The organism is Pseudomonas sp. FEMGT703P (genome assembly GCF_002786345.1).
GTDB classification, from domain to species: Bacteria; Pseudomonadota; Gammaproteobacteria; order Pseudomonadales; family Pseudomonadaceae; genus Aquipseudomonas; species Aquipseudomonas peli.
The window spans coordinates 372,750-397,554 of sequence record NZ_PGCM01000005.1; the positions used below are offsets into that span (position 1 = coordinate 372,750).

25 protein-coding genes, 3 tRNA genes and 1 pseudogene are annotated in these 24,805 nt (G+C 56.9%); 16 read left to right on the forward strand and 13 right to left on the reverse strand.

Annotation, left to right across the window (positions count from 1 at the left end; genetic code table 11):
* Nucleotides 1-17: 17 nt before the first annotated feature.
* The gene (locus CUR33_RS05550; protein WP_090249340.1) at nucleotides 18-353 is read right to left on the reverse strand and encodes a PilZ domain-containing protein; all 336 of its coding nucleotides are present in this window, start codon (nucleotides 351-353) and stop codon (nucleotides 18-20) included.
* 9 nt (nucleotides 354-362) lie between these two features.
* A complete protein-coding gene (locus CUR33_RS05555) occupies nucleotides 363-2,720 on the reverse strand; it encodes a DUF1631 domain-containing protein (RefSeq protein ID WP_289238937.1) in 2,358 nt (785 codons plus the stop codon).
* 212 nt (nucleotides 2,721-2,932) lie between these two features.
* Here CUR33_RS05555 and CUR33_RS05560 point away from each other — a divergent pair.
* The 3 genes from CUR33_RS05560 (at nucleotide 2,933) to CUR33_RS05570 (ending at nucleotide 3,175) form a co-directional block, all read left to right on the forward strand.
* Nucleotides 2,933-3,008, forward strand: a tRNA-Asn gene (locus tag CUR33_RS05560).
* 9 nt (nucleotides 3,009-3,017) lie between these two features.
* Nucleotides 3,018-3,094: transfer RNA gene (locus tag CUR33_RS05565), tRNA-Pro, on the forward strand.
* Nucleotides 3,095-3,099: 5 nt separating this feature from the next.
* Nucleotides 3,100-3,175 (forward strand) — tRNA-Lys (locus CUR33_RS05570).
* A gap of 164 nt (nucleotides 3,176-3,339) precedes the next feature.
* Here the strand turns inward: CUR33_RS05570 and CUR33_RS05575 are convergent.
* The 4 genes from CUR33_RS05575 to CUR33_RS05590 form a co-directional block, all read right to left on the reverse strand.
* Nucleotides 3,340-4,641: an NAD(P)/FAD-dependent oxidoreductase gene (locus CUR33_RS05575; protein WP_289238938.1), complete on the reverse strand. Its 1,302-nt coding sequence runs from the start codon at nucleotides 4,639-4,641 to the stop codon at nucleotides 3,340-3,342.
* A gap of 63 nt (nucleotides 4,642-4,704) precedes the next feature.
* The gene (locus CUR33_RS05580; protein WP_160085534.1) at nucleotides 4,705-4,878 is read right to left on the reverse strand and encodes a DUF3094 family protein; all 174 of its coding nucleotides are present in this window, start codon (nucleotides 4,876-4,878) and stop codon (nucleotides 4,705-4,707) included.
* An 81-nt stretch (nucleotides 4,879-4,959) separates the two neighbouring features.
* Nucleotides 4,960-5,454, reverse strand: a complete 495-nt coding sequence (locus tag CUR33_RS05585) for an MOSC domain-containing protein (protein WP_090249328.1) — start codon at nucleotides 5,452-5,454, stop codon at nucleotides 4,960-4,962.
* Nucleotides 5,451-6,080: a DUF1780 domain-containing protein gene (locus tag CUR33_RS05590; RefSeq protein WP_160085533.1), complete on the reverse strand. Its 630-nt coding sequence runs from the start codon at nucleotides 6,078-6,080 to the stop codon at nucleotides 5,451-5,453. The genes CUR33_RS05585 and CUR33_RS05590 overlap by 4 nt, the downstream gene beginning before the upstream one ends.
* Before the next feature lie 133 nt (nucleotides 6,081-6,213).
* Between CUR33_RS05590 and CUR33_RS05595 the strand changes: the two genes are divergently transcribed.
* On the forward strand, nucleotides 6,214-6,903 hold the full coding sequence (locus CUR33_RS05595) for an energy-coupling factor ABC transporter permease (RefSeq protein ID WP_289238939.1): 690 nt from the start codon (nucleotides 6,214-6,216) through the stop codon (nucleotides 6,901-6,903).
* A gap of 104 nt (nucleotides 6,904-7,007) precedes the next feature.
* Nucleotides 7,008-7,223 carry a hypothetical protein gene (locus CUR33_RS05600; RefSeq protein WP_289238940.1) on the forward strand — a complete coding sequence of 72 codons (216 nt, stop codon included), beginning with the start codon at nucleotides 7,008-7,010 and terminating at the stop codon, nucleotides 7,221-7,223.
* Nucleotides 7,224-7,226: 3 nt separating this feature from the next.
* Here the strand turns inward: CUR33_RS05600 and yacG are convergent, their stop codons facing one another.
* The 5 genes from yacG to pilB all read right to left on the reverse strand — a co-directional run bounded on the left by yacG (nucleotide 7,227) and on the right by pilB (nucleotide 11,991).
* Nucleotides 7,227-7,427 carry a DNA gyrase inhibitor YacG gene (yacG, locus tag CUR33_RS05605; protein WP_090249319.1) on the reverse strand — a complete coding sequence of 67 codons (201 nt, stop codon included), beginning with the start codon at nucleotides 7,425-7,427 and terminating at the stop codon, nucleotides 7,227-7,229.
* Entirely contained in the window at nucleotides 7,424-8,035 is a 612-nt protein-coding gene (coaE, locus tag CUR33_RS05610; protein WP_289238941.1) for a dephospho-CoA kinase, read from the reverse strand. Before coaE ends, yacG begins: the two co-directional genes overlap by 4 nt.
* Nucleotides 8,036-8,188: 153 nt before the next feature.
* The gene (locus CUR33_RS05615) at nucleotides 8,189-9,058 is read right to left on the reverse strand and encodes a prepilin peptidase (protein WP_289238942.1); all 870 of its coding nucleotides are present in this window, start codon (nucleotides 9,056-9,058) and stop codon (nucleotides 8,189-8,191) included.
* Entirely contained in the window at nucleotides 9,058-10,281 is a 1,224-nt protein-coding gene (locus tag CUR33_RS05620; protein WP_289238943.1) for a type II secretion system F family protein, read from the reverse strand. The genes CUR33_RS05615 and CUR33_RS05620 overlap by 1 nt, the downstream gene beginning before the upstream one ends.
* 3 nt (nucleotides 10,282-10,284) lie before the next feature.
* Complete coding sequence (pilB, locus tag CUR33_RS05625; protein ID WP_289238944.1) at nucleotides 10,285-11,991, reverse strand: type IV-A pilus assembly ATPase PilB; 1,707 nt, start codon at nucleotides 11,989-11,991, stop codon at nucleotides 10,285-10,287.
* A gap of 239 nt (nucleotides 11,992-12,230) precedes the next feature.
* On the opposite strand from pilB, the gene CUR33_RS05630 reads away from it, so the two are divergent.
* From CUR33_RS05630 to CUR33_RS05655, 6 genes are read left to right on the forward strand one after another with little or no spacing between them, the layout of a single operon-like run.
* Complete coding sequence (locus CUR33_RS05630; RefSeq protein ID WP_289238945.1) at nucleotides 12,231-12,416, forward strand: type IV pilin protein; 186 nt, start codon at nucleotides 12,231-12,233, stop codon at nucleotides 12,414-12,416.
* A gap of 17 nt (nucleotides 12,417-12,433) precedes the next feature.
* Entirely contained in the window at nucleotides 12,434-12,877 is a 444-nt protein-coding gene (locus tag CUR33_RS05635) for a hypothetical protein (protein ID WP_289238946.1), read from the forward strand.
* A 22-nt stretch (nucleotides 12,878-12,899) separates the two neighbouring features.
* Entirely contained in the window at nucleotides 12,900-13,739 is an 840-nt protein-coding gene (locus CUR33_RS05640) for an ABC transporter permease (RefSeq protein ID WP_289238947.1), read from the forward strand.
* Nucleotides 13,736-14,572: a hypothetical protein gene (locus tag CUR33_RS05645; protein WP_289238948.1), complete on the forward strand. Its 837-nt coding sequence runs from the start codon at nucleotides 13,736-13,738 to the stop codon at nucleotides 14,570-14,572. Before CUR33_RS05640 ends, CUR33_RS05645 begins: the two co-directional genes overlap by 4 nt.
* Nucleotides 14,569-15,450, forward strand: coding sequence for an ABC transporter ATP-binding protein (locus tag CUR33_RS05650; RefSeq protein WP_289238949.1), 882 nt, complete (start codon nucleotides 14,569-14,571; stop codon nucleotides 15,448-15,450). The genes CUR33_RS05645 and CUR33_RS05650 overlap by 4 nt, the downstream gene beginning before the upstream one ends.
* Before the next feature lie 56 nt (nucleotides 15,451-15,506).
* Complete coding sequence (locus CUR33_RS05655; protein WP_289238950.1) at nucleotides 15,507-16,502, forward strand: acyltransferase family protein; 996 nt, start codon at nucleotides 15,507-15,509, stop codon at nucleotides 16,500-16,502.
* Nucleotides 16,503-16,577: 75 nt separating this feature from the next.
* Here the strand turns inward: CUR33_RS05655 and nadC are convergent, their stop codons facing one another.
* Nucleotides 16,578-17,426: a carboxylating nicotinate-nucleotide diphosphorylase gene (gene nadC / locus CUR33_RS05660; protein WP_289238951.1), complete on the reverse strand. Its 849-nt coding sequence runs from the start codon at nucleotides 17,424-17,426 to the stop codon at nucleotides 16,578-16,580.
* A 364-nt stretch (nucleotides 17,427-17,790) separates the two neighbouring features.
* Between nadC and CUR33_RS05665 the strand changes: the two genes are divergently transcribed.
* From CUR33_RS05665 to ampE, 3 genes are all read left to right on the forward strand, one after another.
* Nucleotides 17,791-20,106, forward strand: coding sequence for a DUF1631 domain-containing protein (locus tag CUR33_RS05665; protein ID WP_289238952.1), 2,316 nt, complete (start codon nucleotides 17,791-17,793; stop codon nucleotides 20,104-20,106).
* 141 nt (nucleotides 20,107-20,247) lie between these two features.
* Complete coding sequence (gene ampD, locus CUR33_RS05670) at nucleotides 20,248-20,811, forward strand: 1,6-anhydro-N-acetylmuramyl-L-alanine amidase AmpD (protein ID WP_289238953.1); 564 nt, start codon at nucleotides 20,248-20,250, stop codon at nucleotides 20,809-20,811.
* Nucleotides 20,808-21,644, forward strand: coding sequence for a regulatory signaling modulator protein AmpE (gene ampE / locus CUR33_RS05675; RefSeq protein ID WP_289238954.1), 837 nt, complete (start codon nucleotides 20,808-20,810; stop codon nucleotides 21,642-21,644). The genes ampD and ampE overlap by 4 nt, the downstream gene beginning before the upstream one ends.
* A gap of 6 nt (nucleotides 21,645-21,650) precedes the next feature.
* Here ampE and CUR33_RS05680 read toward each other — a convergent pair whose 3' ends face one another.
* Complete coding sequence (locus CUR33_RS05680) at nucleotides 21,651-22,544, reverse strand: ROK family protein (RefSeq protein ID WP_289238955.1); 894 nt, start codon at nucleotides 22,542-22,544, stop codon at nucleotides 21,651-21,653.
* A 1,188-nt stretch (nucleotides 22,545-23,732) separates the two neighbouring features.
* Here CUR33_RS05680 and CUR33_RS20685 point away from each other — a divergent pair.
* Nucleotides 23,733-23,936, forward strand: a pseudogene (locus CUR33_RS20685) (HAMP domain-containing protein); the annotation flags it as partial.
* Nucleotides 23,937-24,089: 153 nt separating this feature from the next.
* Nucleotides 24,090-24,794 (forward strand): methyl-accepting chemotaxis protein, encoded by a 705-nt coding sequence (locus CUR33_RS20690; RefSeq protein WP_420875452.1) that lies wholly within the window; start codon nucleotides 24,090-24,092, stop codon nucleotides 24,792-24,794.
* Nucleotides 24,795-24,805 lie beyond the last annotated feature (11 nt).

Below are 24,805 nucleotides of genomic sequence, written 5' to 3' on the forward strand. Positions count from 1 at the left end.
GTTTTTATTGGGGCGGATTACAGGTGCTTGAGCAGGACTTCCAGTGCGGCAGCCTGGTCTTCTGCCAGGTCAATGATGTGAAAGCCGGCCCAACAGTGCTGGCCGTCGGCGCCAGGACGACTCCACAGGCAATCAGCGCCGAGGGTGATTTCACAGACGCCCTCTACCGGCTGCTCACTCACTAGGCGGCACTCCACCAGCTCGTCGGCGGCCAGCGGCGTATCGCTAAACAACATAAAGCCGTCGGCGGACAGGTCGACCACGCGGCCCAGGCGTTGTCCCGTGTGTAGGTCGAAGACTTCCAGCTGCACTTCGGCGTTATGCCGGCTGTGCAGGCGACGTTCGTCATCCATAGGAGTTCCTTATTCTTGAGGCTCAGCCGTGCGCCCGGTAAAACGCTGGAGCACGCGGTAAATGGCGGTAAGGGCACGGTCCACCAGTGGTGCACCTCGTTCGGGGGTGACGATGCGCGCCAGCCCTTGTTCCATTTCAGTGGCCAGCTGGGTGAGTGGCTTGATTGCTACGCGCTGGCCGCTCTGGTCGACAAACATGTAGTTGCGAGTTGTTGGGCTGAACCAGGACAGCTTGAGTGTGCGCACCTGCTCGCCATTGACGAACTCGAACCAGGTGCCGAACTCGATATGTCCCAGCTCTTTAGCCAGCGCCAGCGCGCGGGTCGAGAGTGTTGATTCGCGTGGTGCCAGAGTGGCCAGCGCGGCGTCTTCACCGAGCATGGCGCCGAGTGGGCTCTCGGGCAGGATGGGTTTGAGCTGGGCGGCCACTTGTGGCTGTTTGGCCTGTACGGCATGTTGGCAGGCCACGAGGTCCTGCAGCAGCCGGCGGATGCCGTCTTCGTGGTAGCCGCCCAGCAGCTCCAGGCCTTTGCGCAGGTCTTCGAGCAGCGGCACGCGTAATTTCTGCAGGCGCTCACGGCCGGCGTCGTCAAGCAGGGTGCCACTCCAGGCCAGTTGCTCGGCCGCTTCGCAGGCGCGCTGCCATTCCGGGCTCTGCTCACCATTGCGCAGCAGTACAAAGACCAGTACGTCCGCCCAGGTCAGTTCGAGGAAGTTGCGGATGATGGTCGGCGGCTGACGGTTATTCAGGCTGTTGCCGATCACTTCGACTGCATGCTGACGAGCGCCAAGCAGTTTGTCGCGGCCTTTTGCCGCTTCTACTGCACGGCGCTCACGCAGCTCGACCTTATGGCGGAGTGTCGCAACGAATTCGTTGAACTCCTCCAGTAGGTTGTTAAACAGTTGCAGGTCGCCGAAAAAATCATGGATAACCCGCTCAACCACCCACTGCATTTTGGCCAGCAGGCCGCGTTCGTCGCCTTCCCCGCCATACAGAACACCGGCTTGGGCCATGGCATTGAGCAGGCGCCGGGCCGGGTGATGGTGTTGGGTGAACAGTGCTTTGTCCTGCAGTGCCACTTTCAGGTAGGGCGTATGCAGGTGGGACAGGGTGGTCTTGCAGGTGTCCGGCAGGTTGTCGTCGTCGAGGATAAAGTCGAACAGCATACCGACCAGGTCGATCACGTCGGCTTCCTGGTCAGAAACCTTCTGCTGGCCCGGTAGCTCGCTGTGCGCTTCTAGCTGCTGTTGCAAATCTGCCTTGAGGCCTTCTACCTGCTGCGGGCGACTCAGTCGCTGCGACAGGTCGTTGGCTGATTGTTGCTGCATGCGATTCAGCGCGTCCAGCAGTGCGGACGCGCTGTAGGTGCTGGTCGCTTCGCGCGGTGTGAAGCTGGCAATGCTGCGTGTGCCGCCAAGGAGTGGCGCGTCAATGTCGCGCTGGCGATGTTCGCCCAGTAGTGTCGCCAGGCTGCCGAGCAATTCCAGGGGGTCACTCGGTGGTGGGCCGCTGAGGTCTGTAGTGACAGGCTTGTAGGATTGCCCTGGCGCTGGAGTCGAAGGTGTGCCGGTCGGGCTATGACTGTTAGTGGTACTGCCTTCAGGTGCTTGCTCTGCCGGCGCGGCAGTCGAGGCTTTAGGTCGCAGCAGTGGATTGTTGCGCTGCGCGGTGTACTTCAAATTTGGCAGCACGCCAGCATCAATCAGGCGTTGATTCAATGCGGTATAGATGCTGTCCAGGCTCTGCATAACATGCGTATCAAACAACGTATAAAGGATGACCTTTATACGCAGTGGAAATGGGCAGGGCGTCAGGGCATCGCGAAACGCCTGGGCAATCATCTGCGGGCCAAAGGGATTGATGTCCTCACCCAACTTCTGGCCGTTATTAAGGAGTGCCAGGCGTTGTTCCAGAGCAAACAGTGATTGCGCGCAGCGCGCCTTGACCCGGCTGACCATATTGGTGACTTGCAGGCTTTCTTCATAATCCTCGTTTTGCACCAGCGCCATATGTTCAGCGTCCAGCTTGCTGGTGCTGGGTGGTGGCTTGAGTTTGCCTTCGAGGAAGTCAGAGAAATTCTGTGCAATTTGCTGATGATAGCTGCGTTCAATCTGCGGACGCTGCCGGCGGATCTCGCGCATGTTGTCGAAGAACAGGGTTTGCACCTGATTGTTCTCGGCTTTTTCGGCGCATTCGAACAGCGTGTCGTCGACCTGGGCAAAGACCCCCGTCAGGTGTTCAGCCAGGCGGTTCATCACTAGTTTTCGACAGCTTTGCACCAAGTCGCCGAAGCGTGGCTGGATGCCACGGCTGGCAAGGGTGTGCGTTGAGCCGGGTGGATTTGGCGGTGTGCCCTGGTTACTCATGGACTTTCCTGGCTGGAGCCTTACGGCTTGTGCGTCCTGCAATGAATACAGACCTAGTGAAGATATAGCAGCCGCTCACGCAGCTGCAAATCATTGTACTAAAAGCAATTTAAGGGGTTGACAGGCGCGCGCGGAAACGTAAAATGGCGCGCCTCAGACACGGGAAACGATTTAATAACCGGCTCCAGTTTCTGAGAACGGAAGCAAGTAGTTCCGCGATAGCTCAGTCGGTAGAGCAAATGACTGTTAATCATTGGGTCCCAGGTTCGAGTCCTGGTCGCGGAGCCAATCTTTCATCGGGGTATAGCGCAGTCCGGTAGCGCGCCTGCTTTGGGAGCAGGATGTCGGGAGTTCGAATCCCCCTACCCCGACCATTTTTGGGTCGTTAGCTCAGTTGGTAGAGCAGTTGGCTTTTAACCAATTGGTCGTAGGTTCGAATCCCACACGACCCACCATTTCAAGCATGCTTGAATGATAAAAAACCCGCCTAGTGCGGGTTTTTTATTGCCTGCGATTTATGTCGACCTCCATTCTTTGGCGGATTTAAACGCAAGAACTGGCCATGCCGCACATGGTGCTGGGCGGCCATGGCGAGTTCCTGCGGATAGGGTTGAGCCAATCAATGCAGCTTTAGACGCGGCTCGGTGCTGCGGCCGATGCGGTCGCCAAGCATCATCAGCAGTGTGCGGGTGACGCCGTATAGAGCGATCTGGTGCATGCGGTAGAGCGAGACGTAGAACATCCTGGCCAGCCAGCCTTCGAGCATGACGCTGCCGGTCAGGTTGCCCATCAGGTTGCCGACCGCAGAGAAGGTCGACAGCGAGATCAGTGAGCCGTAATCGCGGTAGCGGTATTCAGGCAGAGCTTTGCCCTCGATGCGCAGCTTCAGTGATTTGCCCAGTAGCGATGCTTGCTGGTGCGCTGCTTGCGCGCGCGGCGGCACGTTGCGTCCTCCGCTGCCAGGCTGCGGACAGGCTGCGCAGTCGCCGAAGGCAAAAATGTCGTCGTCCAGGGTGGTCTGCAGCGTCAGGCGCACCTGCAATTGGTTGATGCGATTACTTTCCAGGCCATCCAGCTCTTTAAGGAAATCAGGTGCTCGAATCCCCGCCGCCCAGACTTTCAAGGTGGCCGGAATAACCTGACCTTGCGCGGTATGCAGCGCCTCGCGAGTGACCTGGCTGACGGCTGCGCCGGTGAGGACGGTTACGCCGAGTTTCTCCAAGGTCTTATGCACGGGCTGGCTGATCCGCTCCGGCAGGGCAGGCAAGACCCTGGGGCCGGCTTCGATCAGGGTGATGCGCATGTTTTCCGGGCTGATCCGATCCAATCCGTAGGCAGCCAATTCGCGTGCGGCATGGTGCAGTTCGGCGGCCAGTTCAACACCTGTTGCGCCGGCGCCGACGATGGCGATGTTGATTAGCTCGGTAGCTACGCTTTGGCTGGCATGGGCGCGCAGGTAGTGGCTGAGCAGCTGGTGGTGGAAGCGTTCGGCCTGCTCGCGGGTGTCGAGAAACAGGCAGTGCTCGGCGGCGCCCGAGGTTCCGAAGTCATTGGTGGTACTTCCCACAGCAATAACCAGGCTGTCATAGCTGAGCTCGCGTGCAGGCATGAGCACCTGCCCCTGATCATCCAGGGTGGCAGCAAGGCTGATACGTTTTTCTGCGCGATTGAGGTCGCACATCCGCCCCAGTTGGAATTCGAAGTGATTCCATTTGGCTTGCGCCACGTAGTTGAGTTCGTCACCTGAGGAGTTCAGCGAGCCCGCGGCCACTTCGTGCAGCAGCGGTTTCCAGATATGCGTCAGGTTGGCATCGACCAGGGTGATCTTGGCTTGGCCACGTTTACCCAGGGTTCTACCCAGGCGGGTGGCAAGCTCCAGTCCGCCGGCGCCGCCGCCGACAATTACGATTTGATGAGTCATTAGACACGCTCACAAGGCTTTTAAGAAAAAGTGGCGAGTCACAGTGGGCGAGCGCTAAGCAGCTCATAGCACCAGTCGACTCAGAAGACGGCTCAGCACACCCAGACCAATCGTGACCATTACGATGATCAGCAGCAGTCGCCAGACCTTGAACGGCTGGCGCTCGACCTGATGTTGCGGAGCGCTAAGGTATTGCTCGACACGTTTTTGATCATCAGGATTCAGGCGACTGGACATGCGTGCCTCGAATTAAGGGGCCGGTTGGCAATTGATGGGATCGATTGCAGGCTGAAGTGCTGGGCATTCTAGCCGCGCGACTTATAAAGGCTCAACGCGCAGGGCGTCATTCAAGCGAATAATGCCCCCTTGTAGCACGCGCGCAGTAATACCGCCGTGGCCGCGCATGGCTTGAAAGGTGCCAAGCCCTAGGCGTTCTTCCAGCTTGGCGCAGGGTTGGCACCAGCCGGTGGTTTCCAGTATCGCCTGGCCGAGGCGGAAGCGTCGGCCCTTGAGGCTGAACAGGTTGATGCCGCTTATGGCGATATTGCGCCGCAGTTCAATCGGGTTGATCGGCTGTTCGGTAGGACGACCCATTAACGCGCTTATCACCGCAAGGTGTTCCCATTGAATTAGGGTGACTTGCCTGGCATTGCGCGGCCCCGGCCGGCTGTGGTCGCCGGTTAGGCCTGCTTCACGGCGCGCTTCCACGGCGTCCAATTCAATCATCGTTGCTCGCGATGCGGGGCGCACGCCTATCCAGCGTACACAGCCTTGCTGAGGTACGGCGGCAAGCAGTTCATGCAGAGGACTCACAGGCTGATACCTACATCGAAAAGTATGCTGCGACCGAGGTTGTGGCGCAGAAAGTCGGGTGCGCTCGGGTGGGCGAACAGCACGCGGGCAAAGGTCGGACCGACCAGTGATAGCGAGCGCCAGCCTTGGCGGAGAAACTCGGTCGGTGGTGGAAAGTGGCTGTTGAAGTCTGGCACGGCGCGCTTCAGATTGACGTAGGCGAGCAAGTCCAGCTCGCCCAGGTCGAGGCCGCGCTCTTTATAGTTGTGGGCTTTTTTGCGCAGGGTGGGCGTCAGCCGCTGTTGCAGTTCAGCTGCGGCAATGCGCCGTGGTTTGGTTTCGCGCCGCACCAGTTGGCTGAGGGAAAACGCACTGCGTCGCCGTTCCAGTTCGGCACGCCATTCATCATTCAGGCGACGGCCTTCGTCGAGGACGAAGAACACTTCAAAGCTGGCCTCGCGGAACAATACGTCGGGTGGTTCATGGTTGGCGGCGCTGAACTCATCCAGGCGGTGGCTGACGTTCAAGGCCTGCAGCAGGCGCTGGCAGACCCAGCGCTCGCGCTCCCACTTGCGCGCGTTGGAGAGAAAGGCATTGGCTTGTTCGGCCTGGTGCGTCAGCAGGCGCAAATAGTCTGAGTCATCCATAGGCTCAGCTTAGCCTGCGCGGTTGGGTTGTTGGTACCCCTCTGCGGCGGTTGTTGCGTGCTTTTCATGTGTTGCTGGAGCCCGCAGTTGTAGACTGCACAAGTCGGCCACGATGGCTTGGGGGTTGTTCCACATGATTGCCGCGCACTTGTTGTCTTCCACCAGTCTGATACTGGGTTGGCTGATCTATCTGCCGCTGCTGTGCTGGGCGATCTGGCGTGCGCCCTGGGTTGAGCTGTGCAGTGATCTGCGTCGTCAGCATTTGCTGGGTGGTACAGCGCTGGCGCTGTTTGTACTGTGGCTGGTGCGTCGGGATTTCGAATCGGGCCTGTCCTATCACTTTATCGGCATGACGGCGGTCACCTTGCTGCTGGATTGGCCGTTGGCCATGCTGGTGGGTTTGATTGCCCAGCTGGGTTTGCTGGTACTGGGTAAGCAAGATCTTGCCGCCCTGGGTGTTAACGGCGTGCTGCTGGTGGTGATACCCGTGTGGGTGACCGAAGCCTGCGCGCTTTGGGTTGAGAAAAAGCAGCCGCGCAATCTGTTCGTCTACATCTTCTTCAGCGGCTTCTTCGCCGCTGCGCTGGCTGCTTTGCTGTGTATTGCTGCCGCATTCGTCTTGCTTTGGGTGGACGGGTTGTTCCCGATGCCGCCCTGGTTGGAGGATTTTATCGGCTACCTCTGGCTGGTGATCTTCCCCGAGGCCTTTATCAACGGCATGCTGGTGACCGCGCTGGTGGTGTTCTATCCAGACTGGCTGGAGACCTTCAACCGCACGCGTTATCTGGCCGCGCCCTGGAAGGGGGATGATCTGCCGCGCTGATAGCGCGCCCTTCAGCGTTTCGATTGCGTTGTGCTGGTTGATCCAGATCAAGTTGCGCAAATGGCTATGCGCGATCTTGCATCTATCAACAGAGAGGACGTGACATGGGCGTGCATCAATGGGCGAGGCAGGCAATCGAGCAGAGTTTGCAGGGTGTAGAGGCGCAGTGTTTTGATCAGGCCATGGCGCTGCGGGCTTTGCTCAGCGCAGTGGTCGAGCTTAGCCGGACCGGGCGCAGCGCGGTGGACCTGGCCGCAGAACTGCAGTTTCTCGCGGACAATCTGGATGATGATCGCGATTACAGCTTTATGCGGCCTTAACTATCAGTGCTCGCGCGGCGGTAGCTCGCCAGAGAACAGATCATCTTCCAGCGGGTTGCCGGCGATCGCGTGCTCTTCTGAGGCCCAGGCGCCGAGGTCGATCAGCTTGCAGCGTTCGCTGCAGAATGGCCGGCTCGGGCTTTGCGGGCCCCATTCTACGGGGGCGCTACAGGTGGGGCAGGCGACTAGGGTTGGCGTACTCATGCTTGGCCTCCGCGTAGGCTTAGGTAAAAGGTGTGGAGTCGTTCCACTTCGGCTCGCAGCCAGGGCAAGTCTTGATCATTAAGCAGTACGTCATGGGCATGCTGCAGGCGCTCTTCACGGCTGGCCTGGGCTTTGAGAATAGCCTGCACCTGTTCGTTGGAGCTCTGGTCGCGAGCCATGGTGCGCTGCACTTGCAGCTTTTCAGGTGCGTCCACCACCAGTATGCGCTGAGTCAGCTTGTGCTGGCCTGACTCAACCAGCAGTGGAGAAACCAGAATGGTATAGGGTGATTTTGCGCGCGCTAGGTACTGGATGATTTCCTGGCCGATAAGCGGATGCAGCAGCGCTTCGAGCCAGCGTCGCTCATTGGCATCGGCAAAAATCCGGTTGCGCAGTGCTGTGCGATCAAGCTGGCCGTCGGCCTGCAACACATCGCTGCCGAAGTGTTCAGCTATCTTCGCCAGCGCTGGCTTACCCGGCTCAACCACCCAGCGCGCAGCGTGGTCGGCATCGATCAGGTGCACGCCCAGATCGATAAAGTGCTGAGCGACAGCGCTCTTACCGCTGCCAATGCCGCCGGTAAGGCCAAGAATCCAGGGTTTTGTCATCAAGGTGTGAGCTCATGCAGGACATACAAGAGCGCGATTGTAGTGCAGCGGCTTGGCTGATGGCGAACCATAGAGGGCGGCTCAGTTCTTGAGCCGCCGACGGTTACTGGTGTGACGTGCCAGCCCGGCTTTAGCCAGGGCTATGACGCTTTTTTAGAACCCTGCAATCTGCAGGTAGCTTGAAGTGATTTGCTCACCCCAGATCAAGGCAATCCAGCCGGCAATCGCCAGATAAGGACCAAAGGGGATAGGCGTGCTGGCTTCCGCGTTTCGCAGGCGCAGCATGATCAAGCCCAGCACCGCGCCAACCAGAGATGACAGCAATATCGTCAGCGGCAATACCTGCCAGCCACCCCAGGCGCCGAGCATCGCCAGCAGCTTGAAGTCACCGTAACCCATGCCTTCCTTGCCCGTTACCAGCTTGAACAGCCAGTACACCGACCACAGGCTCAGATAGCCAGCAATCGCGCCCCAGAGCGCATCTTCCAGGCTGGTAAACACCCCAAAGCTATTGGTAATCAAGCCAAGCCACAGCAACGGTTGCACCAGCGAGTCTGGAAGCAGCTGATGATCAACATCGATCAGGCTCATCGCGAGTAAGCCCCAGGTCAGCAGCAACATCGCTCCCGCCTGCCAGGTAAAACCGAAGTGCCATGCGATAAAAGCCGACAACAAGCCACAAGTCAGCTCAACCAACGGGTAGCGCATGCTGATTGGTGCTTTGCAGCTAGAGCACTTACCGCGCAGAAACAGGTAGCTGATAACCGGAATATTTTCCCAGGGCTTTATTTCATGAGAGCAGTGCGGGCATTGCGAGTTGGGCAGCAAAAGATTGAATGCTGATGTGCTTGTGTCGGCAGGCAGAAGCAAAATCGCTTTTGCTTCTGCCTGCCACTCACGTTGCATCATCACGGGGAGTCGATATACCACTACATTAAGGAAGCTACCAATTAGTAGTCCAAGCAACAGCGCGGCTGCGGTAAATAGAATGGTGTTGGTAGCAATGACATATAAGTTGAGCATCAACCTATCACGCCGCCCAGGCTGAAAATTGGCAGGTACATGGCAATGATCAGACCACCCACCAGAATGCCGAGAACAGCCATGATTAATGGTTCGAGCAGTGTGGTGAGGTTATCCACCGCGTTATCGACCTCAGCCTCATAGTAGGTGGCAACCTTATCCAGCATTGCGTCAAGGGAGCCGGACTCTTCGCCAATTGCGGCCATCTGCACTGCCATCGCGGGGAAAATACCAGTATTGCGCATGGCGAAGTTTAGCTGCATGCCGCTGGATACATCTTGTTTAATTCGATTTACCGCTGTGCGGAATACCACGTTGCCAGTTGCGCCCGCTACAGAATCAAGCGCTTCCACAAGCGGTACGCCGGCTGAGAAGGTTGTTGCTAGAGTGCGGCCAAAACGTGCAACTGTGGCTTTGAAAAGAATACTGCCAACAATTGGTAGTTTGAGCTTTGCTTTGTCAGTGGCGTCACGGAATTTCTCACTTTTACGGTGAGCGGTTTTAATTACGAAGGCTGCACCAAAAAATGCGGCAAGTATTAGAAACCACCAGGCCTGGAGAAACTCAGACATGTTAATGACCATCATGGTGAACGCCGGGAGTTCTGCTCCAAAGCCAGCAAAAACGCCCTGAAAGGTCGGTACCACCTTGATGAGAAGAATGGCTGTAACAATCACAGCGACAATAATTACCGCAACAGGGTAAGTCATTGCTTTTTTGATTTTAGCTTTGAGTGCCTCGGTTTTTTCTTTGTAGGTTGCTACACGATCAAGCAGCATTTCCAAGGCGCCGGATTGCTCGCCAGCATCCACCAAGTTGCAATACAGGTCGTCAAAGTGGTCGGGGAATTTGCGCAATGAGTTGGCAAGGCTGTTACCGCCAGACACTTCTTGCTTCACGTTGCCGATTAGTGTGCGCATATTAGGGTTTTCAAACCCCTCGCCAATAATGTCAAACGACTGCAGCAATGGAACCCCTGCCCCCATCATTGTAGCCATTTGACGTGTGAATAGCGCGATGTCCATTGGGGTGATTTTTTTGCCTGCGCCGCCAAATAGCGATTTTGACTTCTTTTTTACTTTATTGGCTGCAATGCCCTGTGCCCGCAGCTGAGATTTCACCAGTGCAGCCGAGGTGCTATTCACTTCCCCTTTGAGCGTGTTGCCTTTCTTGTCTTTGCCTTCCCACTGAAAAGTGCTGGGCTGAATAGTCTTGGTCGCCATGGGTTAGTCCTTAGTGACGCGGTTCACTTCTTCAAGGCTGGTGACACCTTGCATGGCCTTCAGCAGGGCTGAGGTGCGAAGGTCATTAAAGCCGTCTTTACGCATCTGGAGAGAGATATCTATCGAGTTGCCTTCTTCCATGATAATCCGTTGCAGTGCAGGCGTGTTTTTAACTACTTCATAAATACCGACACGGCCTTTGTAACCACCGTTGCAGCTGTCGCAGCCTACAGGGCTGTAAATCTTGAATTTGCCAATCTGGTCTTCTGGGAAACCTTCCTCTATCAAGGTTTCGCGCGGGACCTGTACTTCTTTCTTGCAGTGGCTGCACAGTTTGCGCGCCAGGCGCTGAGCAATAATCAGATTGACTGACGTGGCAATGTTGAACGACGGCACCCCCATGTTGCGCAGGCGCGTCAGTGTTTCTGCGGCGCTATTGGTGTGAAGTGTTGACATCACCATGTGGCCTGTCTGGGCGGCCTTGACGGCAATCGATGCGGTGTCCAGATCGCGAATCTCGCCGACCATGATGATGTCAGGGTCCTGACGCAGGAATGACTTCAGCGCGGCGGTAAAGTCCATGCCCTGTTTGGGGTTGACGTTGACCTGGTTGATGCCCTCCAGGTTGATCTCAACCGGGTCTTCAGCTGTAGAGATATTGACGTCGACGGTGTTGAGGATATTCAGGCCCGTATAAAGGGAGACTGTTTTACCGGAGCCAGTGGGGCCGGTTACCAGAATCATGCCCTGCGGTTGTTTCAGTGCGGCCATGTACAGCTCTTTCTGTGACTCTTCGTACCCAAGGGCGTCGATGCCCATCTGTGCACTAGCGGAGTCAAGAATCCGCATCACGATCTTTTCGCCCCACAGTGTTGGGCACGTGCTTACACGAAAGTCGATGGATTTTGTTTTTGAAATGCGCATCTTTATCCGCCCATCCTGCGGCTTGCGGCGCTCGGAAATATCCAGGCCTGCCATTACCTTGAGGCGAGCTGAGATGCGCGGAGCGAGCTGAATAGGCGGGCGAGCAATTTCCTGCAGGATGCCGTCGGTGCGAAAGCGTACACGGTAGGTTTTCTCATACGGCTCAAAGTGCAGGTCAGATGAGCCGCTTTTAATAGCGTCCAGCAGCATCTTATTCACAAAGCGAACTACCGGAGCGTCATCGCCATCACCTCCTGCGGCATTGTCATCCTTGCCTTCCGCTTCGGTCTCGAACTCAAGGCCTTCGTCGAGGTCGATGTCGCCCATTCCGCTCATGGCTTTGCTGCCGCTGTCGAAATACTGATCGATTGCGGCGTCAAGGCGGTCGTCTTCGACCATGATCATTTCGGTATTCATGCCCGTGCTGAACTGAATATCGGTGATAGCCTGTTGTTGGGTGGGGTCCGAGATACCAATAAACAGCTTATTGCCGCGTTTCCATAGGGGCACAACGCGGTGCTTGCGGGCGAGTTTTTCGCTGATTAGCTCTTTAGGTTGGGCCTCGCGGTCGAGTGAGGCGAGGTCCATATGCGGTACGCCAAACTGCTCTGCTGCTTGTGCGGCGATTTGCCGGCTATTAGCCAGCTTGTTCTGTACCAGATAGGTGACCAGGGGGATGTTATTGCGCTGGGCTTGCTGCGAGGCTTTGACGGCGGTGGGCTCGTCGATAATTTCAGCAAGTACCAGCTGGCGAATCAGTCCGGTCAGAACGGGGGCATCAGTCATAAAGGTCACATCGAGAGCGGTAAAGTATCCACAACTTATAAACGAGAAGCTGGGGCGCTGCCACTGCGTGCGAGTGACGTGACAAAAAACGTCGCTTTTTAGCGCAAATTTTTGCGGGTTGTCGGCGAGCTTTGTCTGGAGTGCTTGGGCTTGGGCGGAAGTAAGCTTGGCATGCTATTTGATATGTTCTACGCACGAGCCAACAGGCTACGTTAACTGTGCATTTCTAGGAGATCACCATGAAGTCGAACAAGAGCCAAAAGGGTTTTACCCTGATCGAGCTGATGATCGTTATCGCGATCATCGGTATCCTTGCTGCTGTTGCCATCCCTCAGTTCCAGGATTACCAGGCCAAGGGCTACGACAAATCGGCTCAGTCCGATGCGCGTAACATCATGACCGGCGCCATCGCCAACTCCAACTAATTTAGGGAACTGTGATCATGAAAAAAATTATTGCTGCTTCTCTGTTTGCTGGCCTGTTCAGTTCTGTTGCTTTTGCAACTCCAGCACCAAGTGCTGACATCACTGTCGATTTGACCGGCGGTGGCTATAAGGCTATTGGTACCCCTACTGGTACCGGCATCAACCTGGCTCGCTCCGGCTTGATGCAGGCTCAGGCTAGCCGTGCCGGTTTTGTGAAAAACAATTTTGAATTCACTGTTTCTGCCAACGTAGTTGCTGGCATCAATGAAGACGCTGCTAACAGTCGTTTTGGCGTAATTTCTGGGTCGAACAAAGGTTATGTTTTGTTTACCGGTACTTCGGTGGGTGGCAGTATTTCTCAGTGCGGTCCGCTGATCGGGAAATCTATTCCTAACCTGGCTGCGAGCGCCGTGATTACTGGTAACCTGGTGTTTGGCCGGCCTAATGGCTGCAATCTCTAATTTGCATATGCAAATCGTGTAAATGAGCCCCCGAAAGGGGGCTCTTTTTTGGATTATACAAATGTTCGAGCTAACAGCATTAGGTGTGCGTGCGGGTGTGCGGGGGCAAGGCTTCCGTATCCTGTTACTGATCACGTTGGCGTTGCTGGGTGCCGCGCTATTGGCTGGAAACTTTTCCGGCAGACAACCGCTTACTGTGACTCTGGATGTCGGGTTGAGCGGGTTGCGTTTTGTTTTGCTGCTGATGGCGCTGCTCTGGGTGCAGGATCTGCTGGCCAGGGATATTGAGCGTAAAACCATCTATTTTCTGCTGGCTTATCCGGTTACCCGTAGCCAGTTTCTGCTTTCCCGTTTTTTTGCCGTCGCTTTCTTAAGCGCAAGTGCCCTGGTTTTTGTTGGTCTGGCGTTGTGGTTGGTGTTGTATCTGTTTGGCTCCAGTCATCCGCAGCTACAACCGCCTGCGCTGGGTATGCCTTATATGATGGCACTGCTGGGTATCTGGCTGGATCTGCTGGTAGTGGCGGCTTTTGCCATGCTTTTATCCAGTATTTCCACTACGCCGTATTTGCCCCTGCTGTTGGGCTTTGCCTTTGCTTTGGCCGCTCGCGGGCTAGGCCCGACCATTAGCCACCTGCGTAGCGATCGCTCTGATCCTTTGCATGATGCCCTGTTTGGCCCCGTTCTGGAGCACGCCTATACCTGGCTGCCTGATTTATCGCGGCTGGACTGGCGAGCCCTGGCGCTGTACGGCTTGACGCCGGACTTCACTGCTATGGCGCTGGCTGCGCTTAATGCGGCAGCTTATATCGTGCTGCTTTTGACGCTGGCAGCTGTGGTCTTTCAGCGGCGCAACTTCACATGAGTTTTTGGCGTCCGTTACTGGTGGCTGCGTTGTGCTGGGGCGCTTTTGCTTATAGCGGTCTGCGTTTGCATGACCATCAACGCTTGGATCAGCGCCTTGAAGTGCTGCGGGTGCGCCTGCCGCTGCTGGTGCAATTGCTGTATTCAGGTGGCGACCCCTATCTTGCGGCGAATCTCAATGTATTTCGCAGCATTGTGGTGGATGTGGCAGTTACCGAGCAGGAAACCTACCGTATTCAGGGGCAATTGCAGGCGGATGCTGCGAGGTTTAATCCGTTGCATGAAGATAATTATTATATTGCTGCCGCAATCTTGCCTTGGAACGGTCAGGTCGAGGCGGGCCAGGAAGTGCTATTAAAAGCCGCTCAATCACGTACTTGGGATATGTGGCCGGCGTTTTATTATGCTTTCAATGCCATGTACTTTGAGCGTGATATGACCAAAGCTGGGCATTGGGCGGAGATTGCCGCGCAACGAAGCCCAAAAAATGCGCCTGCACTGCGCAGTATGGCTGCAGCTTGGTATGAGCGGCAGAATGACTCGGCGGTGGCCCTGGATGTATTGCGCAATATGCATGCACAAAGTACCGATAAGGAGTTTCGTCGACTGCTCCAGGCACGAATTGCGCGACTGGAGGGATTACTGGCGCTGCGCGCGGCATTGGCTGAATACCGCCAGCAGCATCAAGGTAAATTGCCCACTACTTGGGCTCAACTGATTGGCTATGGTGAGCTTACGGTTTTTCCTGAGGATCCGCTGGGGGCGGGTTACACGCTGGATGCCAGCGGTGAGTTGCAAGTGGCTGACCATATCGACATACGGAAGCAAGAATGAATCTGGTTGAAGTAGCGGGTTTGATCAAACGATTCAAACTCAAGGGCCGCGAAGTCAACGCGCTTGATGATGTCAGCTTTACGGTCGCGGCGGGCGAGTCGGTGGGTTTTATCGGCCAAAACGGTGCAGGTAAAAGCACCACTATCAAGATTCTGTTCGGGGCTATTCGTGCCGATGCTGGTGAGGCCTTGTTGATGGGGCGCTCGGCAGAGGATCCGCGCTCGCGCGCTGGTGTGGGCTATGTGCCGGAAAACCCTTATTTATATGAGCAACTAACGCCGCGTGAAGTACTGTCGGCAGGTTTGCGTTTGCATGGCATTCGCGGGGTGGAGAATACGCGTCGTACTGCCCTTTGGCTGGATAAGCTGGGTATTGCTTATGCGGCCGACAAGCGTATTCGCAATCTGTCCAAGGGTATGACACAGCGCACTGCGCTGGCTCACGCATTTGCCATTCAGCCTGAGCTGTTGGTGCTGGATGAGCCGATGTCCGGACTTGACCCCGTGGGGCGCCGGCAGGTCGCGGATTTGATGCAGGAGTATCGCCAGCAGGGCGGCACCTTGTTTTTTTCCACGCATATCCTGCATGACGTAGAGCGCCTGGCGGATCGTTTTGTGATGATCCACAAGGGTGAAATTGTCGCTCAGCAGTCAATGGCGGAAATGTTGGCTAGTCAGAGCATGCTGGTGGTGCGTTATCACGGAGAGGCAGCACTTGAGGGCTTCCGGCCTGACGCTCAGCAGATATGGAAAGGGTTGTGCCCGCGCACGGATCTGCCTGCGTTGTTGCAGCGCTTACAGGATAGCGGTGCGGTGCTGATTGATGCTCAGCCGCAAAGCACCCTGGAAAATGTCTTCGAAGGTTTGGTGCTCAAATAAGCGTGCTGGCTTCCGATGCTGAGTCCCAGCGTGTTGTCGGGTCCCGGCTTGAGTACGTGCCTGCACTTGATGGCTTGCGTGCGTTAGCCATTGCATTGGTGATGCTGTTTCATGCCGGTGTGCCGTTTCTGCCTGGGGCAAACCTGGGTGTAGACATCTTTTTCGTATTAAGCGGTTATCTAATTGGTCGGCTTTTGTTGGCCGAGTTCAGGGTTCATGCTGCTATCGACTTGCGTCGCTTCTACCGCCGTCGCCTTTGGCGGTTGATGCCACCATTATTATTGTTGCTGGCACTCTATGCGGTGTTGGCTCCTCTGGTCTGGCCGGATTATTACTTCCATCTGCGCGATGGCATCGAGCTGTTGCTCTATCTGGCGGATATTGCGCTGGTATTTGGTGATGGCCCGCAATACTTATTGCATGCTTGGTCGCTGGGTATCGAAGAGCGGTTCTACCTACTGTTTCCAGTGCTGCTTTTATTCCTACTACGTATCAGCAGTTACAACCGGCTTTGGCTGTTTTTTTTGCTGCTGGCCTTACTGGTGACCTTGTGGCGGTTTTATTGGGTGCAGTTGGATAGCTACGAGGTAGCTATGTACTTCCGCTTCGATATGCGACTCAGTGGTTTATTGCTGGGGGTTATGGTGGCCTGGTTGGCGCCCGCTTGGTTGCCGGACATGGGGCGTGCTGGGCGCTCAATGCTGCCGCTCATGTTAGGGGTTCTATTATTGTTGGTGCTGCCGGAGCATGGGCAGCCGTGGCGTTTGGCGTATGGCTTGCCGGTTGTGGAGTTGCTGACTGCGCTGGCTATTATCTGGGTGGTGCAGCAACCAGGCTGTTTGTTGGCCAGGTTATTGGGCGCGCCGGCCTTGGTTTATGTTGGCAAGATTTCTTACGGTCTCTACCTGTTCCATTACCCGATAATGCAGTATCTCAAGGGTCTATATTCGTGGCCTGCAGTTGCGGTGGGCGGAGTAATTCTAGCTGGGGTTTTGGCTGTTCTCAGTTGGCATCTGTTGGAGATGCCGCTGAGTCGCTGGCGTAAACGGTAGGTTGATTTGTGTGGGCTGTTTGGCTGTTTTAGGCGTGCTTCGGCAAAGGTATGGTTTATGCGGTAAAGCCGGGGCTTATAAAGCCAGCCGCATCGATAAGTCCACTGCCTCAACATCCTTGGTCAGCGTGCCAATCGACACATAGTCCACCCCTGTTTCGGCAATCGCCCGCAGGGTACTTTCGCTTACCCCGCCCGAGGCTTCCAATTTTGCTTGGTCTTGGGTGAGGGCTACAGCTTCGCGCATATCATCCAGGCTCAGCTCATCAAGCATGATGATGTCAGCTCCTGCATCTAACGCCTGGCGCAGTTCTTCCAAGCTTTCCACTTCAACTTCCACCGGCTTGCCAGGGGCGATTTTGTGAGCGGTTGCTACTGCTTGGGAAATGCCGCCGCAGGCGGCGATATGGTTTTCTTTAATAAGAAAAGCGTCGTAGAGGCCGATGCGGTGGTTGTGGCAGCCGCCCTGTGTCACTGCGTATTTCTGCGCCAGGCGCAGGCCGGGTAAGGTTTTGCGGGTGTCGAGTAGTTTGACGGCAGTGCCTTGCACCAGATCTACGTAGTGCCGGCAGCGGGTGGCGACGGCGGAGAGGGTTTGCAGGAAGTTCAGGGCGCTACGTTCGCCGCTGAGCAGGGCGCGAGCAGGGCCCTCGAGTTCAAACAAGACTTGATTAGCCTCGGCGCGTTGGCCGTCCTGGATATGCCAGTGCACGGCGACCCGCGGATCGAGTTGGCGGAATACGGCATCGACCCACGCGGTGCCGCAGATGACTGCGGATTCGCGCGTGATGACCTTAGCGTGCGCCAAGCGCTCGGCGGGGATCAGTTGGGCGGTGATGTCGCCGCTGCCAATATCCTCTGCCAGTGCGCGGCGCACATTGGCCTCGATTTCGTGGGCGAGGTCGGCGAGGATGAGGTTAGGCATGATGGGCTCCAGTCAGCAGAATGCGCCGATTATAGGGACTGATGGCTGTTTGCGCAGTCTTTGCAGCTGTTCTCTGGGCCCGGCGGGGCTATGCTGAAGAGGTTCTTCGTTGGCTGCATGCAGCCGCTACACAGCGTTGTGTTGCGTTCGTCGTATGCAGGTAACCGTTGGTAGGCTGTGATGCTGCATCTGTGACGCCTGTCATGTCTGTAGGAAAAGTCAGCTTGGTATGCGAGCGCGCATCCCTATAATGACTTTACTTTTTATGAATGTTGACGCCAGGCCTTTGACGTTACGGATGACGCTCAGTTGATCGCTGTGCAGATCGGTTCGCCCAAGAGGGGCAGTCTGCAGGAGACTCGCAATGAAGACTGATGCGAATGTGGTGCACCTGAGCAAGGTGAGCCCTGAGCAACCGCCCACTTCGCCGGTAGGAAGACTGCCTGTGGCGCTGACAAATGTGCGTGACAAAGCGGCGCAACAGCTGAAAACGGCGTTGCAGGCGCTGTTCGACAATGCGGACGATACGCTGTTCGAGATGGCGGATCGCGCCACCAGCAATGCTGAGCAGAATGCGTTCTTTGAGGCGATGCGCGATCTGCGCTTGAAGCGCAAAAATATCGAGCGCGGCTTTCTGCAAAAGGTCTTTGAGGCCTTTGCAACCCTGAATCAATATGAAATCGGTAAGCCTGCGCCTTTGGATGCTGTGTCGTTTGACACCCTGTCGCTGGTGCAGAACGATGCGCTGGAAGAGTCAGTTGCTCTGGATTCGATGGTGGCTAAAGTTGTCAGTCGCGACGGCGCTGCGCTCAGCCATCTGACCACGCGCTTTAACGCCATGGTCAGCAAGAAGCTGGACGACAAGAGCAACCCTGTCGGTCCGACCAGCCTCTGTGAATTTTTCCTTGATGCTTGCAGTAGCTTGGGCGTCGAGATACGGGTCAAGCTGATCATCCTTAAGCTGTTCGAGAAGTACGTACTCAGCGACCTCGATCAGTTGTATGCCGAAGCCAATCAGGCACTGATCGCCGCCGGCGTTTTGCCCGAGCTTAAATCCGCCCCTGCGCGGCGTAATCCTTCGCGCGCCAGTGCACTGGCAGGCGGTGCTCGTCAGGATGCATCGTCGGAACTCTCGGCTGAGTTTGCTGATGAAGGCGTGCAGGAAGTGTTTGGCGCGCTGCAGGAGCTGCTTTCCCAAGCGCGTGGCTCGGTGATTCCGCGGCGCAATCGTCCGGCCGATGCGATGCCGATCTCCAGCAATGACCTGATGCGCCTGCTCTCGCATATGCAGCAGCGTGCGCCTGCACAGGTCAGTGACGACTTTGATCTGCGTGAGCAGCTGGAAGGCTTGCTGACCCGTGCTAGCGCCAAGGCGGGCAAGGCGCGTGTGGTCGGTGAGGTCGATGAAGATGTTATCAACCTGGTGTCGATGCTCTTCGAGTTTATCCTCGATGACCGTACCTTGCCGGACTCACTCAAGGCATTGATTGGCCGCTTGCAGATTCCGATGCTGAAGGTGGCGGTGATCGACAAGACCTTCTTCAGTCGTGGTAGTCATCCGGCCCGCCGCCTACTCAATGAAATTGCCTCTGCTGCACTCGGTTGGGGTGAGCAGGACGATGCGCAGCGCGACAGCCTGTATCAAAAGATCGAGCAGGTGGTGCAACGCCTGCTCAATGATTTTGTTGATGATCCGGTGATCTTCTCCGAGCTATTGGCCGAGTTCCTGGCGTTTACCGGAGACGAGCGCCGCCGTAGTGAGCTGCTCGAGCAGCGCACCCGTGATGCCGAGGAAGGTAGCGCGAAGGCTGCAATGGCGCGGCGTGAGGTCGAACAAGCACTGAATGAGCGGCTGCTCGGTAAAACCCTGCCGGAAGTGGTGGTGCGCTTGCTGCAGGAAGCCTGGAGCAAGGTGTTGATGTTGACCTGCCTGAAGCATGGCGTTGAGTCGGCAGAATGGCAGGCCGCGTTAGCGACCATGGATGATTTGGTCTGGAGTGTTGAGCTTCACGAAGAGCCGGAAGCGCGGATGCGTTTGCTGGAGATGGTGCCGGGGCTGCTCAAGGCACTGCGTGAGGGCATGGCCAGCGCGGCCTTTGATCCATTCTCCACCGGTGAATTCTTCAGTCAGCTGGAAGCCTTGCATGTGCAGGCTTTCCAACGCTTCAAGCGCAGCCTGCCGGAAGAGCATCCGCAGGATGATGCCCCCGTGTTGGCTGAAATCGACGAAGAGCAGCGTGCTGCTTTGGCCGAGGCCGGTATCGAGTTGCCATTGTTGGAGCTTCCGGCCGCGGAAGTGGTTGAAGAGCCGGCGATGGTCGAGGTGGTGGAAGAGATCATTCTGCTGGCGCCTGGCGAGCTGCGTGCTGCTGAGCCGGAAGCCAGCCTGCCGGACGACGATGAGTCGCTGCTGCAGGTCGATAATCTGCGGGTCGGCAGCTGGGTCGAGTTTCAGGAAGATGAAGAGCACAAGCTGCGTTGCAAGCTGGCAGCGGTGATAAAGCCGACCGGTAAATACATCTTCGTCAACCGTACCGGTATGAAGGTGCTGGAAAAAACCCGTATGGGGCTGGCTGTGGAGTTCCGCCGCAACGCGATTCGCTTGCTAGATGATGCATTGCTGTTTGATCGAGCGTTGGAGTCGGTGATCGGCAACCTGCGTAAGCTCAAAGGCGCTTAATCGAGTCATATTGATGCGTTACGACAACGCCGCCAGGGCTTAGCCCAGGCGGCGTTTTTGTATCTGCGCGCTGCTTGGGCATTCACCCTTGGCCTTGAGCCGGAGCTGCACTAGAGTGGTGGCTCGTTCAAGGAGTCTTTCATGCAGCTGGATCCTTCCAGTGGCTGGTGCGATGGCATCCAGCACTGCCCATCGCCGAACTTCAATCAGCGACCGCTGGGCGAAGTCTCCCTCTTGGTGATTCATAACATCAGCTTGCCGCCTGGTCAGTTTGGTACGGGCAAGGTGCAGGCGTTTTTTCAGAATCGTCTGGACGCCGATGAGCATCCCTACTTCGCCAGTATCGCCAGCCTGCAGGTGTCCGCGCATTTCTTTATCGAACGTGATGGCGCCGTTACGCAATTTGTTTCCTGTAACGAGCGCGCCTGGCATGCCGGGGTGTCGCGGTTTGCAGAACGGGAAAACTGTAATGATTTTTCCTTAGGCATTGAGCTTGAGGGCACCGATGATCTGCCGTTTACCGTCGCGCAGTATGCTGCGCTGATTGATCTGATTCAGCAGCTGCAGGCGGCTTATCCTGCCATCACTGTGGAGCGCATATGTGGCCACAGCGATATCGCGCCAGGTCGCAAGACTGACCCGGGTCCGGCATTCGATTGGCAGCGCGTGCGCATGGCATTGCAGCAAGACAAGGAGCTGACATGAATTTTCTGGTGCTACTGCTGGTTCTCTGGGTCGAGAAGTTTTCGTCTTGGCGTAAGCCCATTCAACACGATGGCCCATGGTTGCGTTTGCTGGCTGCGACTGAGAGCAAGCCGCAGTGGGCTGAGCGGCCTTGGCTGGTGTTGGCCGTGCTGGTGCTGTTGCCGTTGTTCGTGCTGGGCTTGATTCTGCTGATCCTAGAACCGGTGGCTTATGGTTGGCTGGCGTTGCCGGTGCATCTGTTGGTGGTGATTTACAGCTTGGGGCGTGGTGATTTGTTGGCGGCATTAGGGCCGTTTCGCGACAGCTGGCGCCGTGAGGATGCCGAGGCCGCGTACCTGGTAGCGCGGCGCGATCTGGCCTTGGAAGCGGAGGAAGAGGGCGAGTTGCTGCAGCGAGTACAGGGGCATCTGGTGTGGCAGGCCTACCAGAGTTTCTTTGCGGTGATCTTCTGGTATGCGCTGCTGGGGCCTTTGGCGGCGCTGGCATACCGGCTGGTCGCCCTGGCCAGTGAACATTCCACGCTGCCAGCCTTGCGTGAGGCAGCAGTGCAGGTACGCCACGGCTTGGACTGGTTGCCGGTGCGTGTGCTGGCCGCCAGCTTTGCCATGGTCGGCAACTTCGCCGGCGTCAGTCGCACCTTGCTGCATGAGCTGCTCAGCTGGGATATCAGCGCCGCACAATTGGTCATCATCACGGCGCGGGCTGCTGGCGAAACGCCGGAACCGGTGATTGGCGAGGTTGGTGTCAGCAGTCTTGATGGGCTGTGGCAGCTGCTGGTGCGTGCGGCGGTGTTCTGGTACGCGGTGTTCGCTGTGTGGACCCTGCTTATTTAAAACAGGCTATTCGTTCCACAACCAGGCGGCGCCACGCACACCGCTTGAGTCGCCGTGGCGAGCCTGAAGCAGGCGCGTGTTGACCTGATCGGAAAACACATAGCGCGGCAACAGAGGCGTCACCTGGGAGTAGAGCGCCGTGTTGTTGGACAGCCCACCGCCCAGCACAATCACGTGCGGGTCCATCAGGTTGATCACCGCTGCCAGGCCGCGTGCCAACTGGTCGTAGTAGCGGTTAACGGCTTCTTGCGCATCAGCCTGGCCGGCGCCTGCCGCACGAACCAGTTCACCTGCTTCCAGGCCAAGGCCGCTGCGTGCTGCCCAGCCTGGACCGCTGAGAAAGGTTTCAATGCAGTCATCCTGGCCGCAATAACAGCGGCGGCTTGGACCATCCTCCTCACGTCGCCAAGGCAAGGGGTTGTGTCCCCATTCGCCGGCGATGGCATTCGGGCCGCTGAGCAGTTGCTGGCGCACGACCAGTCCGCCGCCAACGCCGGTTCCAAGAATTACCCCGAAAACACTTATGGCACCTTCGCCTGCGCCATCGCAGGCTTCCGAAAGGGCAAAGCAGTCGGCGTCATTGGCCAGGCGCACCGGGCGCTGGAGGCGCTGCTCAAGGTCGGCTTGCAGATCCTGGCCGATCAGACACTGCGAGTTGGCATTCTTGATCCGCCCATGGTCGGGCGAGCGTGTGCCGGGGATACCGACACCGACGCTGCCTTGGATGCCCAGTTCGCGTTCGCAATCTTCAACTAAGCTGGCAATCAGACCGAGGGTTTTAAGGTAATCGCCCTGGGGTGTTGGGGCGCGGCGGCGCAAGACTTGCTGGCCATTGTGCAGGGCGATTATTTCGACTTTGCTGCCACCCAGATCAATACCGAGCTTCAGTTGTTTGCGCATCATTAACCTTAAGTTACAGAGGTTGGAGTCGATAAGAGGTATACATGACGCCCTGCTCGGTCGTTATTTTGTGACATTGATCACATTAATCTGCCTGTATTTACCCGGTTGATGCAAATGCCACAGGTCGAGCAGCAAGGGACATACAAGCCGCCGTTTGAGACCCTGAACGACTGTTTTGTAACCTTACACGACAATAATTAGAACTGGAGACGTCCTGTGAAGACCGTGTTGTATCCGGCCATCGCGCTAATGAATCGCCTCAGCTTCGGCATGAAGTTCAGTCTGATCAGTGTTCTGTTCTTTCTGCCCATGCTGGTCACCAACTTCTATTTGGTGCGCGACTCCTATCTGCAGTTCGTCAGTACCCAGGCGGCGCTCGAGAGCATTGATCTGCTCGATCAGAGCCTGACGTTGCGGCGTAATCTTGAGGACTTCGTCGACCTCACCGAGATCAACGCAATGATCGGTCAGTCGGGCCAGGCGGGTGATCTAGAAACGCGGCTGGTAAAGCTGCAAGGCAGCATCGGCGAGGCGTTGCAGGGCATGGCGGCAGTGGTACGCGAGCCTGAGCAGATTGAGGAATTCAACAACAAGCGTGATCAGTTGATTGCTGAATTAGGCGCTGTGCAGGCCGAGACGTCGCTGCAGGGCAAAATTGCCCTTGCTGAAAAACTGCTGGGCAGCTCCCAGGTATTTATCAAGTTGGTCGCCGCCCAAGCCGGCTTGAGCCAGGATCGCCAGGGTTCTGTGCGGCAGATGATTGAGCTGGTGTCCGTGGACACGCCCAAGGTCACCGCGGCTCTTAGCGAAGGGCGCGCGGTCGGTGCTTATTCCCTGGCTCAAGGCTTTCTCAATTCCTCTGCCAGCACCACGTTTGACGAGCTGTTGCTGGAGCTGGAAAAGCTGCATGCCGAGTACGGCTTGAACCTTCAGGCTTCACTCAACAGCAGCGCGCAGGCCCGCACAGAGCTCGCCAGCCAAGCCGCCAGCAGCCTGGAGACCCTGAAAACCACTGCGGTATTGTTTGAGGACAAGGTGGTGATTGCCGATTCGCTGGACACGCCATGGGCGCAGTTCTATGCCGACATCAGCGGTGCCATGGATCAAACCTACCAACTCAATCATGCGGTGCTGGCGTTCCTCGATAAACAGCTGCAAGTTCGCCTGGAAGAAAACCGTACGCACATGGTGTTGCTGGTCGCGGCCCTGGTGGTGGTGTTCCTACTGATCGTCTACCTGTACAGCGGTTTTTATGTGTCGATCCGCACCACGCTGAAAAAGCTCGGTCAGGTGATGAACCAGGTGGCCGCTGGCGATATGACTGTCAGCTTCAAGGCGCAGAGCCAGGATGAGTTGGGCGAGCTGGGCCAGGTGTTTAATGAGACGGTCAGCAAGATCCATCAGCTGATCGAGCGTGTCGGCCAGACCGTGGTTGAGGTTGAACGTCAGGCGGACCGCGTGCAGCAGGTCTCCGGTGAAAGTAACCAGGCGGTAGCTGGCCAGCGCGGCCAGATTGATCTGATCGCCACTGCGATGAATGAGATGTCGGCCACTGCTCAGGAAGTGGCGCACAGTGCTGCCGCTGCAGTGGGCAGCGCCCAGAGCGTCAACGATGAAACGGTCAGCGGTCGAGCGCTGGTCGAGTCGCAAGTCGGCAGCATCCAGCGGTTGGCGGGTGAAATCGATCAATCCGTGGGCGTGATCAATAAGTTGGCCAGCGACAGTGCGTCGATCAGCCAAGTGTTGGATGTGATCAAAGGCATTGCCGAGCAAACCAACTTGCTGGCGCTCAACGCGGCCATCGAGGCAGCGCGAGCGGGTGAACAAGGTCGCGGCTTTGCTGTGGTGGCGGATGAGGTGCGTAACCTGGCTAAGCGTACGCAGCAGTCCACCGAAGAAATCGAGTCGATGATCGCCAAACTGCAAAGTGGCGTTGGTGCTGCGGTCAAGGCCATGAGTGCGAGCCACAAGATGGCTGATACCACCGTCAATGAGTCGGGCAAAGTGCAGCAGGCGCTGGAAAATATCCTCGGTGCGGTGGGCATGATCGTCGACCAAAACCAGCAGATCGCCACCGCTGCCGAAGAGCAGACCGCCGTGGCGCAGGATATCGACCAGAACATTGTCGAGATAAGCCAGGCCGGTGAGCGTACTGCCGAGGGCGCCAGCCAAACTGAACAGGCCAGCCGCGAGCTGTCCGGGCTTGTGGCGCGCCTCAAACAGTTGATCGGTGCATTCCGCGTCTGATTCGCCACTGC